Below are 14,170 nucleotides of genomic sequence, written 5' to 3'. Positions count from 1 at the left end.
CCTGATTAGTGGTCGCTGAGCCAGATGTCGTACGCGTTCTCCGGCATCTGTTTAAAACTGCGGAAACCGGCACCGTGCACATAGCTGGCGGTGGCGATCTGGTCTTCGGGTTCATACAACGGGATCGCCAGCGCCTGCTGTGGCAGCGCGTATTGCTGCAGCTGGCTGTAGAATTTACGGCGCTGATTGATATCCAGCGTCGCTGCTGCCTGATCGAGCCAGCCGTTGATTTGCGGGCTGTTGACGCGGCTGTAGTTAATCGGCCCGCCGGCTTTCACCGGGCGATAGTGGTTTTCGATATCAATGCCGTCGGTTTCGGTATTCGAGTTAGCAATCGAGCCGAAGTGGCCGGTGTTACGCACGTCGGTATAGGTGCCGGAATCGACGTAGCGCAGTTTGAGGTCCACGCCGAGACGCTGACGCGCCTGCGCTTGTACCGCCTGTAGCAGCACATCGCGCTGATCGCGCACCGTTGCCTGCGCCTGAATCACCTCAATGCTCAAACGCTGGCCGTCTTTGGTGCGGAAACCGTCGCTGTCGCGCGTTTGCCAGCCCGCTTCGTCCAGCAGCTGGTTGGCGGCGGCGGGATTGTTACCGTACTGACCTTCGAGATCGTTGTTGTAGAGCGGATCGACCGGCGAGGTAATGCCCCACGCGCGGGTGCGTTCACCGCGATACACCGACTTGAGCAGCGGATCGATATCCAGCCCTTGCAGTAATGCCTGACGCACTTTCACATCCTGCGTCGGCCCGTATTCCACGTTGAGGAACAGCGAATACGGCGTGCCGGTATTCAGCGCATGCTGATAGGTGAAGTCGGGATTGTCTTTGAATTCACCGGCGTCATTGCCGGAGATGCCTTCAATCGCGTCCAACTGACCGGACAATAGCGCGCCGGTGCGCACCGAAGATTCCGGCAGGAAGCGATAGGTCACGCGTTCCAGATACGCCGGACCTTGATGTTTGGCGGTGGCGGGCGCCCAGTTGTAATGCGGATTGCGCACCAACGTCACCTGCTGGCCTTTCTCGTAGCTCTCGATAATAAATGGCCCGGTGCCGGCGATCTCTTTGCCACCGGCTTTCAGCTGCGGTGAATTCCAGCTGGCCGGCGCCAGAATCTGCAATTTGGCGGCGAACGACAGGAACGGCGAATAGCCCTGCTTCAGCGTGATGGTAACGGTGTGATCGTCCGGCGTCGCCACGTTGGCAATGCGCGCGCCCAGGGCGCAGATGCTGCTGCCGGCGCAATACTTCGCATCCTGCACATGGCGGAAGTTCTCCGCCACCGCGTTGGCATCCAGCTTCTCGCCGTTGGAGAAGGTGACATCACGGCGCAGGCTAAAGCGATACGTTTTACCGTCCGGACTGACCTCATAACTTTCTGCCAGCCAGGGTACGAAACTGCCGTCAGTACGGCGCGCCAGCAGCGATTCCCACACGTTGCGCAGTGTCACTTCCGCCTTGGATTGCCCATTCAGCTGCGGGTTAAACGGTACCGGTTCGGTTTCGACGCCAAAGGTTAAGCTGCCACCGCTGCGTGGTTGCTCAGCGGCGAAAAGTGATGCGCTTCCCAGCAGGCAGATGACACCCAGTGCGAGAGTGATTGAATTCGCTTTCATAAGATCCTTGGTGGTTGCAGGTGCTTTTTTAGTTGTTCAGGCGATTTTGGCGATGGGTTGATCGGCTGGCGGGTTGAATTCCTTTTTCAGAAACACCAGCGCTTCGCCTAATGGATTGGTGCGGTGATGAAACGGTTGATAACCGCGACGCAGATAGAGCTCGCTCAGCCACGGATGCTTGATGGCGGTGGCGAGATAGACGCCCGGCGCTTTCAGCGTCTCTTTCAGCAGAGTTTCTTCGGCGTAGGTGATGATGTCGCGGCCAAAGCCCTGCCCTTTGTAATCAGGATCGACGGCGAACCAGTGGATAAACGGCAGCGATGAAGGTGCATTTTCATCCTGCTGCCACGGAAAACGCACCGTGACGGTCGCTACCGCGCGTTTCCATTTGCGTAGCACCAGCACGGTTTCCTGCTCGATGACGCGGCGAACCTGCTCGACGTTGCCCTGTGAAATGGTGAAGTGCACATCCAGCGCCACCAGCGCGGCGTAGGCACGCTGCAACAGCGCAAATATTTCTTCCGCATCATCGGGCTTGGCAACTTCAATTAGCTGACTCATGGTGACCGTTTCCTTATTCAATCCTGCCGAAAGTATTAAAATCCGGCGGATTAAAGTAAACCGAGAATAACGGCAATCGATTTGTTGAATATGGGAAATGGTATTTTATGGCGAGGCAATAATCCGCGCGGAAATAACCATCGCGTAGGGTCGCCATTAATGGCGACCGTGTGGTGCCAATGTAAAAGCCAGGTCGCCATAAATGGCGACCCTACAGAGTTAAAATTACGGTTTGGTTACCCACACATCGTAAACGCTTTCTGGCATCTGCTTATAGCTGCGGAAACCGTAGCCATGCACGTAGCTGGCGGTGGCTAACTGATCTTCCGGTTCGTAGAGCGGCACTGCCAATGCCAGCTGCGGTAACGCGACTTGCTGCAGTTGGCTGTAGAAATCGCGGCGCTGCTTAAGATCCAGCGTGCTGGCGGCTTTATCCAGCAAGCCATTGATCTTCTCATCGTTGACGCGGCTGTAGTTAATTGCGCCGCCCTGGGCGATCGGACGATAGTGGTTTTCGATATCCACACCATCGGTTGGCGTGTTGGAGTTGGCGATGGTGCCGAACTTGCCGCTTTTACGCACATCCGCATACGTACCGGAATCCACGTAGTTCAGCTTGAGATCGACGCCAAGACGCTGACGCGCCTGTGCCTGAATTGCTTGCAGCAGCACATCGCGCTGATCGCGCACCGTCGCCTGCGCCTGAATTAACTCAATGCGCAGACGCTGGCCCTCTTTAGTGCGAAAACCTTCACCATCACGCGTTTTCCAGCCGGCTTCATCCAGCAGCTTGTTAGCCGCATCCGGATTGTTACCGTATTTGCCCTCCAGCTCTTTGTTGTAAAGCGGATCAATGGGCGACGTGATGCCCCACGCGCGGGTACGCTCGCCGCGATACACCGACTTCAGCAGCGGATCGATATCCAGACCTTGCAGTAACGCCTGACGCACTTTCACATCCTGCGTCGGGCCATATTCCACGTTGAGGAACAGCGAATACGGCGTACCGGTGTTCAGTGCATGTTGATAGGTAAAGTCGGGATTGTCTTTGAATTCACCGGCATCGTTACCCGAAATGCCTTCAATGGCATCAACCTGGCCCGACAGCAGCGCGCCAGTGCGCACCGAGGATTCCGGCAGGAAGCGATAGGTAACGCGATCGAGATACGCCAGTCCCTGATGCTTCGCGGTGGCCGGTGCCCAGTTATATTTCGGGTTTTTAACGTAGGTCACCTGCTGGCCTTTCTCATAGCTTTCGAGAATAAACGGCCCAGTGCCCGCCAGATCTTTGCCGCCCGATTTCAGCTCTGGTGATTTCCAGCTGGCCGGTGCCAGAATCTGCAAGCCCGCTGCGAAAGAAAGGAAGGGTGAGTAAACCTCTTTCAGGGTGATCACCACAGTGTGATCGTCCGGCGTTTCAATTTTCTCGATGTGCGAACCCATCAGGCACAAACTGGTGCCAGCGCAATATTGCGCGACCTGAGTTTGGCGGAAGTTCTCAGCCACCGCGTTGGCATCGAACTTCTCGCCGTTGGAGAAGGTGACGTCCTGACGCAGATTAAAGCGAATCACTTTGCCATCCTGGCTGGCCTCATAACTTTGCGCCAGCCACGGCACAAAACTGCCGTCCGGACGGCGCGCCAGCAGCGATTCCCAGAAGTTACGCAGCGTGATTTCTGCTTTGTCCTGGCCGTTAAGCTGTGGGTTAAAAGTGGTCGGTTCGGTTTCAACACCGACAGTCAGGCTGCCACCGCTAACCGGTTGATCGGCGGCCACAGCATTAAACGCGTTTCCCAGCAGGCTAAAACCTAATGCCAAAGCTATTGAAGTTAATTTCATATTGTCCTTGGTGATTGCAGGTAAATATTATGTATGGCCTTAATCTGGCCTGTATTAATTCCCGCTGAATTATTAAAACCCGGACAAATAAATGTAAAACGACAATAGTGGCAATCGATTTGTTGAATATGGCAATTCACCAATAAGCGAAAAATCAGATTATTGCGGTAAGCTCGCCGGTAGCGGAGGCACACCCGATAAACCGCGCAAACCGTACTCGACCATTGCCATATAGACCGCAAAATAATCCAGCGCCATCTGCATAAAGGAGAGATGCAAAATGAGCGTATTGCTGGCTTTGTCCAGCGTCAGCAACCCCGCCGCTTCAGCGTCCTGCAGACAGCGTTTGATGTGCGAGCGCGAAACGCCACATTTCAGTGACGCTTTCAGGTAGTTGTACTCAATAACGGTGGTTTTTTGTTGCAGACTTTCGATGTAAAGATCCATCAGCAGCATATGCCCGGCATCCCTGAAAATGAAGGCTTTACTCTCTGGCACCATATCGAATAAGTAGACATGCTTGAGGGTAATTTCAGCGTATTTTTTGAAGTATTCGGCATGGAAATTTTCCATTTTCAGGCATGCCGAAACGTCGAAATCTTCATACAACATGCCGTAAGGGATCATCATGGTATTAATTAAGGCGCGGGTTTCATCCAGTGCTTTGTTGGTCACCGTGTAGGTTAACTTGCGTTTATCCTGCGCATCCTTTTTAACTTCCATACGTCCACCTACCCGAATAAACAGCAGAAAGGAGTCAATGGTGTTGTCGCTAATCAGGCCGGTTTTCTTACAAAAGTCTTTTACATCACGCAGAGTTGGGTTTGCTGAAGTGAAGGAGTACGCCATGATCGCCGAACCAATAATGAAGCGATTGGCTTTAAAAATGACTTTAAAATAGAGCGGCTTAGTCAGATACAGTCTAAACAACAGTTTGTAATGCTTCTGCATAACTAACGAGATGTTTTTATTTGACTTAATCTCTGCGGCACGATGATAAATTAATGCTGTGAGTTGCTGTTTGCTTTTCATATTGCTGTGTTGTGCCTGGTTATCAATTATAAATATTTAAAAAACCACCCACCTTCTCATACGTTATTTTAAAGCCGGTTGAGAATCGGTTGATGATGCTTTTGGGAGGCATTGTTTCTGAGGTTAACATTTTAAGATTAACAAGGGTCTTTTTGCCCTTCCGAGTACGATCTTACCACCAATGCGCTATTTTTTGTAAAGCCTGATTTTATTTTAACCTGACAAGACCATTTCTAAGCCTGTAAATTAATCTTTGTTTTTATAGCTATTTCATTAAGTTAGGTTGCGATATTTTGGCAAGTATTCACTTTGCAGCACAGCTTAAAAAAATTAACCACAAAAATGGACAGTGACTTAACAAAGCCCGTATGAGAACTTTCTTAACGCACGGTTATTCCGCTTGATTAAGCCACGCTGGCTTATAGCCATACCGATTTTTACAGGGAATATCCGACAGGTTTTTAATGGATTTAATAAGGATTTATCATGGACGATTCACCGCAAAAGATGCTGCATCACGGCTTTTCATGGGGTATTTCACCCAATAATTATCTGCTAAAAAAACTCGCTTACCCTCTGATCCTCATGGGTTTTATTGCTATGCCATCAGCATGGGCAAATATGAGTGTCTATCCAATGGAAGTCACTCTGAATAATCAGGGTGCGGCGCAGGTGCAGACATTATCACAGAGCGGTGAAGCGCAGTTTATTCGCGTCAGCATCAAGCGAATTGAGCGTCCTGCGACACCGTTTGAAAAAGAGATATTGGTTGAGGATGCCGTTTCTCGCTCGCTTATCGCCACACCGGATAAGTTCGCGCTCGCTTCCGGTTCTCAACGCATCATTCGGCTGATTTCATTACAACCGCCGGAAAAAGAAACCGCCTGGCGCGTCTACTTTGAGGCCGTTGCTGCCCCGGATGAATTGAAAGATAAATCGCTGCCGAATAATAACATCAGCAATCAGGTCGGCATCAATTTAGTCTGGGGCGTGCTGGTCCATATTCCGCCGCGCAATGCCAGGTTATCGCTTACTGCATCCACATCGGGCGAAGTCAAGAATTCAGGTACGGTACGCGTAGTGATTCGTGAGGTGGCGGTTTGCTCAAAACAACACATCAGCAGCTGCCAGTGGAAAAAAGAACACGCCACGGTTTATCCGGATGAAACACTGCGCTTCAAAGCCTGGAGTTCGGCAGAATTAAGCGCTGCTCAGGAAGTCAGAATTAAATATGTTGATCTCAACACGCGGAATTTTGCCGAGTACGTCATCGGACAATGATCAGCACCTATTAAAGGAATAACAACCTGTTTGTTATAAAGCAGTTTACTACCCATGAGACGGTCATTTACGGCCAGTACAAGGATTTTCACGGAGCTACAAATGCAAAAATTAATCAAACCACTTGTCATCGCTGCTGCGTTAACGGCTGTATTTAATGCACAGGCGGTGCAGAAAGATATTACGGTGAATGCGAATGTCGATTCGACGGTCGATATGACCCAGGCGGACGGAACCGCATTACCGGGTACCATTAATATGCAATATATTCCGGGCCGTGGTTTGTCTACCTATTCACTGGACACCAAAATCTGGTCGAACTCGCAAACCGCCAATATTAACGTTGCGCTGGTGAGCGCTGCTCAGCTTAACAATACCGTCACCGGTACAGCGGTACCCTTGACCGTCACGCTGGGCGCGGATTTAAAACCGATTACCACCACCAACACACCGCTGACTTACGCCTCGCTGTTCCCGGCGGGTACCGCCAACGGTTCGTCAGTATTGCCACTGAAAATCTCGCAGACCACGCAAGGCGTGCTGGCAACCGGTACCTATTCCGGCGTGATCAGCTTGTTAATTACTCAGGCCACCACGCAGAGCTAATTTGTCGGTATTGACTGATCAATTATTTCGGGGGGCAGCTCGCCCCTAATGCACGTCAGTTAAGCGTAATCGGTCGCCATGAATGGCGACCCTACAGCAGTTGGCGAGGTTTTCGTAGGGTGCGCATTCATGCGCGCCTGCTTACATAGGCAATATATTGCTTAAGTGAGCGGCATTAGGCAGATCGCCCCCCTTATTATTCTTTTTCAGCAGGATGCTGTAATGAAGGTCAATATTCGCGTCGTTTTAATCGCCTCTTTCATTACCCTGATCCCCTCTCTTGCACCCCGCGCTGCCACGCAGGTTCCGCCTGGTTTTGAATCGCTGGTTACCGGCCAGACGCTGTGGGTCAACCTTTCTGTTTACGGGCAATCGCTCGGCCTGTTTGAAGCCTCTGTCTCGCTTGATACCGTCACGTTCTTAAAACCGCATCAGGTTGCACGGGCGGTGATGCAGCATTATCAAAAGGATCCGCAGCAGGATAAACGCTTAGACCATCTGATAAGTGAACCGCTGGCACGCAACGGCAACAAGGCATGCAGCAGCAACGGCGGCGCAGCAGGCTGCGACTATCTGGAAACCGATTCCCTCGCGCTGATCTATGACGAAAATAATGCCAAAGTGGCGCTGTTTCTCGGCCCGGAATTTGTGCCGCTGGCGGTAGACAACGCATCGCCCTACTACCAGCAGACCGCCGAAACGGAAGCGGCGTTCATTCATCAGCAGAATATCAATTTCGTCACCAATCGCGATGACCAGACGCTATCCCTACAGGGTGCGGGCGCGCTCGGACTCACTGAAAACAGCTATGCCGGTATCGACTGGGACTATCTGGCGCAAAAATACCGTCAGCAGAGTCATCAGGAAGTACGCTTTAACAACGTGTTTCTGCGCCGCGATCTCGGCAAGCGCTATTACGTGCAGGCCGGACGCATGGATTCGCGCGATATCTTTAGCAACGCCGGCGGCAACATTACCTTAAGCCAGTTGCCGCTTAGCACCATCGAAGGCGCGCGCGTCGGTTCGACGCTAGCCTGGATGAACCGCGCACAAGCGGCGCAGGGCACGCCGGTGACGGTGTTTATTACGCGTCCATCGCGTATTGATGCTTATCGCGGGCAGCAACTGCTGGGCACCTTTTACCTCAATGCGGGCACGCAAAACCTCGATACCAGCGCCTTTCCCAATGGCAGCTACAGCGTGTCGTTGCGCATTTATGAAGATAATCAGTTGTCACGTACCGAACAGGTACCTTTTAGTCGTACCGGCAATGCCACCAGCCAGAACATTGAATGGTTTGTACAAGGCGGAACCATTCCCAATCGCGAGATGCAGGGCAACGGCGCTGCATCACAACAGGGTGCCGACCGCCGCGTGATGCAGGCGGGCATCAAAGTGCCTGTGACACAAGACGCCGCGCTGACCGGCGGTGTTGCCGTGACCAACCGCAACCGCTTTATCGAAAGCGCGCTCGACTGGAGTCATGGATTTGATAACCCGCTGCTCGACGGCATTCTCACCACCCGCTTTAGCTACCTGAAAGGCAGCGAAGGCTCGCGCGGCAATATCCAGCAGGTCGCCTATAACGATGGATTCTCCCTTAGTTTCTACCGCAGCGCCTTGTATGCACAGGACTGCTACAGCAACAACGGTGGGCAATACGGTTTCAGCGGGTGCTACCAGAGCAGTAGCCTAATGTTCAGCGTGCCGGTGAAAAGCTGGTATCTGAATGCCGGCTACAGCGCCAGCAAGAATGAGGGCCGCAATGTGCTGCCCGTTCAACTGGATGATAACGCGGTCGTGCCGCAGTGGGCGCGCCGCAACCTCTACAGCAAAACGCAGACCACCACCTGGCAGGCTGGCCTTGGGCGCGGTTTTAGCGTCAACGGCATCAATATTAATACCAGCGCCAATCTCTTTACCCGCACCAGCAGCAGCGGAACCCAGCGCGATAACGGCGGCTTCCTCTCAGTTTCACTCTCGCGCGTCAGCACCCCGACCGTCAATTCACGTTCGAGCTACAGTTCGCTCGGCATGACCTACCAAACCGATCGCAATAACAAAGATCAGATTGGCTATAACGTGGCGCAGAACTGGTATTTCGATGCGCAGAATCAGCAGGAAATTGGCGTGAACCTTAACGGTAATCAGGAGAACAAGCTGAATGCTTCCGTTTATGGCAAAACCGGCGGCGAATACGGCAGCGGCAGCCTGGCGGTCAGCTCGGCATCGTCCGGTTCATCCGCTCAACGCTTTAGCAGCAGCGGCAGCTATAACTCCTCTTTGGCGGTGGCGCGTTCCGGTCTGTACTGGGGCAAATGGGGCAACGGCCTGCCCGGTGCGGCGGTCGGTTTGCATGTGGCAAGCAGCGATGAGAGTCGCGATACCCGGGTGGATATCTCGGTTGATGGCGCAGGCAGCGCCAGCCTGCACGGCACCGGCCGCACGCTCTTCAGCGTACCGGCTTACACCCAGAGCGCGATCAGCATCAATGATTCCATCGAATCCACCGACGGTATGCGCAGCGAAATTACTCAAGGTGCCGGACGACGCACGCTGTTCATCGCGCCGGGGCGCATGTTGGTTAGCAAGGTGAATATTGTTTCGCGCTACACCTGGCTCGGCAGGCTGATGATCAATCAACAGCTTCCACTGAAAGGTGCCACGCCGCTGAATGTCGCCAGCTGGTCCGGTTTAGGCCAGGGCGGATTCAGCGCTGAGACCGATCACCGCATAAAAAATCTCTACATGGTGCGCGGCATGCAGATGTACCGCTGTGAAATGAAGGTGAAAAGCACCCATGACGTGGTGCGTTACGTCGGCGATAGCGACTGCAAACCTATCGAACTGGCTTCAGTGCCGCAGGATGTGCAGCAACGAGCAAAAATGCTGATTGTCACCCGCCAGGCGGATGAGGTTCCGCTGGCTCGCACCGCGCCTTCTGCGCCGCAACAACAATAGGGATTTTGGATGAAAAGTAGCTTTCTTAGCGCGCTGACGCTGTTTTGGTTAATGGTCAACACATTGGCGCAGGCGGCCATGCTCACGCCTTCTGGACGCAATACCAGCGTTGCGGTGACGTTTGACCGTATGTCAGTGCCGGCGCAATTGCCGATCTGGACCAATGAAAATGGCGGTTACGATACCAACGACGCGCCAAAATGGGGCCGCAACACGCTGGTTTGCCAGTCGCGCACCAGCAATCAATATGGTGCCTGCCTGACATTACCTGTCTGGCTGGAAGCGTCTCCGTCACCCTATCCCGTGCCGCTATTGTTTACCGAAAGCAGCACCAAACAGACGTTGGTACTGAATGTCTATCTCACCAAAAGGCGCTCATTGAATAATGTGGTGGTGGCGACCAATCAGGTGCCGATGAATGCCTTTGGCGGAGCCGTCACGCCGCGTGGCGATGGCACCGATTATTCGGCCTATCTTCCCTCTTCCGAGCTGAGTAAATTCCCGTCGGCGGGCACCTGGAGCGCAACGCTGAAAATGTCGCTGATGCAGTGGCCAGTAACCTCCTGTACCGGAAACTCGCAGAACGTGAACGTGGGTTGTACCAATGTGACCAAGATGGGTGACTGGATCGCCAGCATGACCTTTAAGGTGACGGATTACGGTAATCAGCAGATTTATCTGCCGGAGTTTGGTAATGCGGCCGCCACGGTTGATCTCGGTTTAAAAACCTTCCCCGGTGCGCGCGCCACCACCACCGTCAGCGGCAGCCGTTCGCTGGATATGTGCCTGTACGACGGCAATAATTCTGACAGCAACCGAGTGAGCATCTTGTTTCAGGACGAAGGTGCAGCCGCGCCCGCCAGAGCCACGGGATTGTTTTCGTTATATCGCACAGGCGCGGACAAAAATCTGGCGCAAAATCGTCTCGATTATGCGATTGAAGTGATTAACCCGCTGACCAAAGCGCGCCAGACAGTTGAGAACGGCAGTGAAATTATCTGGAGCGGCACTAACAGAGGTGTGTTGCGACGTGTGGTGTTACCGGGCCAGAGCAATTCGGTGCTGTGCGTTCCCGCGCCGATACAACTCATCACGCCGCCTTTTACTTTATCGTCAAAAACAGCGGGGCGTTATCAGGGCACGCTGAGGATTATTTATACTCCGACGACGCAATAATGGCGCGGGCGGTGATGACATTATCCGATGTTTTGCAGGATGGGCATTTATGGGAATAAGGTCGCCATGAATGGCGACCCTACGGGGTGATTTAAAAATTATTGGTGAAGCGCTGATAGAGATGCAGGCTGTTTTTTAAATTGAGTTTTTTAACGATCTTATTCTGATGGCTATAGAGTGTTTTTTTATTTATACCGGTTATTTTCGCCACACCTTCAATCGATTCGTAAGTGAATAAACAACACAGGAAGTTGAATTCTTTACGGGTTAAATGATTATTGATGGCGGGAGCAGCCAACAGCTGGCCGTTTTTATGCTGGCACAACATCATCGCCAGCCTGGTACTGATGGTGCCGACTGGAGATTTTTTATCGATAAAACAATCGGCTGTGATGGAATGAGTGCTGTAATTAATCTTGTTTTTCACTGAATCTGAAAAGAAAATCAGCGTCGCATTTAAGGTGATTTTCAGTCTGGTCAGATAATCTATCTGAGCCAGCGCCGTGCGGAAGTTTACCGGCAAATCAAAAATAATAATCGGTGAAAGGCTGGCGGTTTTTTCCCTGTCACTCATCAGCGTCTTCATTTCACGAAGCGTATTACAGCAAGTGATATTTGAATGTTCCAGCAGCGCAATTAAGCCCTGCTGGTGATAGCAAGACTGATCCAGATAAATGACATCCATGATTAATTTCCGATAAATATCCCTCATTCTGCGAATACTATCGGCTTACCGGCGGAAATTAACTGTCCATTTTTGGTGCTAAATAATTCACATGATCGACCGGTCGATTTAAAAGTAGACCGGGCACAAAGTGTTACCTCTGTGCCCGGTCTGATTTCACTCTAAAGCTAGGCGCGCGCGGCGATGATGCTTTCAGCCACGTTGCGTGGCGCTTCCGCGTAGTGCGCAAACTCCATGCTGTAGGTTGCGCGGCCTTGCGACATCGATCGCAGCGTGGTGGCGTAGCCAAACATCTCGGACAGCGGCACTTCGGCGCGAATAATGCGCGCACCAAAGCGTTCATCCATGCCCTGCAGCGTACCGCGGCGTGACGACAAATCGCCCATCACGCCACCGGCATACTCTTCCGGCGTTTCCACTTCCACCTGCATCAGCGGTTCGAGGATCACCGGATCGGCCAGTTTCGCGGCGGCTTTGAAGCCAAAGATCGCCGCCATGCGGAATGCCATTTCCGACGAATCGACATCGTGGTACGAACCAAACGTCAGCGTGGCTTTGATGTCCACCACCGGATAACCGGCCAGCACGCCGCTGTTCAGCGCTTCACGAATCCCCTTCTCCACCGAAGGAATGAACTCGCGCGGCACCACGCCGCCTTTGGTAGCATCTTCAAAGGCAAATCCGGCACCCGCCTGCTGCGGCTCCAGCGTCAGCACCACATGGCCGTACTGACCTTTACCGCCCGACTGGCGCACAAACTTACCTTCCACGTCGCGCACCGTTTTGCGAATGGTTTCGCGATAAGTAACCTGCGGCCGACCAATGTTGGCTTCCACGCCAAACTCGCGCTTCATGCGATCCACGATAATCTCCAGATGCAGCTCGCCCATGCCGGAAATAATCGTCTGACCTGATTCCTCATCGGTGTGCAGACGGAACGACGGATCTTCGGCCGCCAGCCGCTGCAACGCCAGGCCCATTTTCTCCTGATCGCTCTTGGTTTTCGGCTCAATCGACAGCGAAATCACCGGATCGGGAAACTCCATGCGCTCCAGCGTGATCACCGCATTAGGATCGCACAACGTTTCGCCGGTGGTGACCTCTTTCAAACCCACGCAGGCGGCGATATCGCCAGCACGAATCTCTTCGATCTCGATACGGTCATTGGCCTGCATCTGGACGATGCGACCGATGCGCTCTTTGCGTCCTTTCACCGCGTTCCATACGCTGTCGCCTTTGCGCAGCACGCCGGAGTAGACGCGCACGAAGGTCAGCTGTCCGACGTAGGGATCGCTCATCAGTTTGAACGCCAGCGCCGAGAACGGCTCGCTGTCATCCGCATGACGTTCGTCGTGTTCGCCCTGCTCGTTGACGCCGCTCACTGCCGGTACGTCGAGCGGTGAAGGCATCAGTTCAATCACCGCGTCGAGCATGCGCTGCACGCCTTTGTTTTTGAACGCGCTGCCGCACAGCATCGGCTGGATTTCGCCGAGCAACGTGCGTTGACGCAATCCGGCAACGACCTCGTCTTCACTGAGATCGCCCTGCTCCAGATAGCGATCCATCAGTGCTTCGCTGGCTTCTGCCGCTGCTGCCACCATGTTCTCGCGCCACTCGGCGGCAAGTGCCTGTAGCTCTGCAGGAATTGGCGCATAGCTGAAGCTCATGCCCTGGCTGGCGTCGTCCCAGTAAATGGCGCGCATTTTGTTGAGATCGACCACGCCGCTGAAGTGCTCTTCCGCTCCGATGGGGATCACAATCGGCACCGGATTGGCGTGCAGGCGATCTTTCATCATCTGCACCACGCGGAAGAAGTCCGCGCCCTGACGATCCATTTTGTTAACGAAGGCGATGCGCGGCACATGATATTTATTGGCCTGGCGCCACACGGTTTCGGACTGCGGCTGCACGCCGCCGACGGCGTCATAGACCATCACCGCGCCATCAAGCACGCGCATTGAACGCTCAACTTCAATGGTGAAATCGACGTGTCCGGGCGTATCGATAATGTTGATACGGTGCGGCGTAAAGCTGCCGTCCATGCCTGGCCAGAAGCAGCTCACCGCCGCCGAGGTAATGGTGATACCACGCTCCTGCTCCTGCGCCATCCAGTCGGTGGTTGCCGCGCCATCGTGCACTTCACCTAACTTGTGGCTCATTCCGGTGTAAAACAGGATGCGCTCAGTGGTGGTGGTTTTACCGGCATCGATGTGCGCGGAGATGCCGATGTTGCGATAACGTTCGATGGGGAGGGTTCGGGGCATGATGCGTCCTTAGTCATTCGACTGATTATGCGGCGCGCACCATTGCCCGCCGCTGCGCAACAGCCTAAACCTATTGTACGAGTAAATACGAACAGTTTGAGCCTTTTTTAAACATCGTTAAAATCTTGTATCTGATTCAGCATTTA

The 14,170-nt window shown here is 53.3% G+C and carries 10 protein-coding genes; 4 read left to right on the top strand and 6 right to left on the bottom strand.

Annotation, left to right across the window (positions count from 1 at the left end; translation table 11 throughout):
- Positions 1-5: 5 nt before the first annotated feature.
- The 4 genes from NR302_RS19820 to NR302_RS19805 form a co-directional block, all read right to left on the bottom strand.
- Positions 6-1,619: an ABC transporter substrate-binding protein gene (locus NR302_RS19820; protein WP_258145553.1), complete on the bottom strand. Its 1,614-nt coding sequence runs from the start codon at positions 1,617-1,619 to the stop codon at positions 6-8.
- A 36-nt stretch (positions 1,620-1,655) separates the two neighbouring features.
- A complete protein-coding gene (locus NR302_RS19815; RefSeq protein WP_061717677.1) occupies positions 1,656-2,180 on the bottom strand; it encodes a GNAT family N-acetyltransferase in 525 nt (174 codons plus the stop codon).
- A 225-nt stretch (positions 2,181-2,405) separates the two neighbouring features.
- Complete coding sequence (locus NR302_RS19810) at positions 2,406-4,019, bottom strand: ABC transporter substrate-binding protein (RefSeq protein ID WP_258145552.1); 1,614 nt, start codon at positions 4,017-4,019, stop codon at positions 2,406-2,408.
- A gap of 159 nt (positions 4,020-4,178) precedes the next feature.
- A complete protein-coding gene (locus NR302_RS19805; RefSeq protein ID WP_258145551.1) occupies positions 4,179-5,051 on the bottom strand; it encodes a hypothetical protein in 873 nt (290 codons plus the stop codon).
- Between the two features lie 486 nt (positions 5,052-5,537).
- Between NR302_RS19805 and NR302_RS19800 the strand changes: the two genes are divergently transcribed.
- The 4 genes from NR302_RS19800 (at position 5,538) to NR302_RS19785 (ending at position 11,075) form a co-directional block, all read left to right on the top strand.
- Complete coding sequence (locus NR302_RS19800) at positions 5,538-6,332, top strand: fimbrial protein (RefSeq protein WP_258145550.1); 795 nt, start codon at positions 5,538-5,540, stop codon at positions 6,330-6,332.
- Positions 6,333-6,434: 102 nt separating this feature from the next.
- The gene (locus NR302_RS19795) at positions 6,435-6,938 is read left to right on the top strand and encodes a CS1 type fimbrial major subunit (protein ID WP_008107322.1); all 504 of its coding nucleotides are present in this window, start codon (positions 6,435-6,437) and stop codon (positions 6,936-6,938) included.
- 222 nt (positions 6,939-7,160) lie between these two features.
- Positions 7,161-9,899, top strand: a complete 2,739-nt coding sequence (locus NR302_RS19790; RefSeq protein WP_258145549.1) for a TcfC E-set like domain-containing protein — start codon at positions 7,161-7,163, stop codon at positions 9,897-9,899.
- Positions 9,900-9,908: 9 nt separating this feature from the next.
- Complete coding sequence (locus NR302_RS19785; RefSeq protein ID WP_258145548.1) at positions 9,909-11,075, top strand: CfaE/CblD family pilus tip adhesin; 1,167 nt, start codon at positions 9,909-9,911, stop codon at positions 11,073-11,075.
- Between the two features lie 91 nt (positions 11,076-11,166).
- Here the strand turns inward: NR302_RS19785 and NR302_RS19780 are convergent, their stop codons facing one another.
- Entirely contained in the window at positions 11,167-11,760 is a 594-nt protein-coding gene (locus NR302_RS19780; protein ID WP_258145547.1) for a LuxR C-terminal-related transcriptional regulator, read from the bottom strand.
- A 167-nt stretch (positions 11,761-11,927) separates the two neighbouring features.
- Positions 11,928-14,024: an elongation factor G gene (fusA, locus tag NR302_RS19775; RefSeq protein WP_258145546.1), complete on the bottom strand. Its 2,097-nt coding sequence runs from the start codon at positions 14,022-14,024 to the stop codon at positions 11,928-11,930.
- Positions 14,025-14,170: the final 146 nt, after the last annotated feature.

The organism is Pantoea sp. SOD02 (assembly GCF_024707505.1).
In the GTDB taxonomy this organism is placed as follows: domain Bacteria; phylum Pseudomonadota; class Gammaproteobacteria; order Enterobacterales; family Enterobacteriaceae; genus Pantoea; species Pantoea symbiotica.
This window is presented reverse-complemented; position numbering and strand designations above follow the sequence as displayed.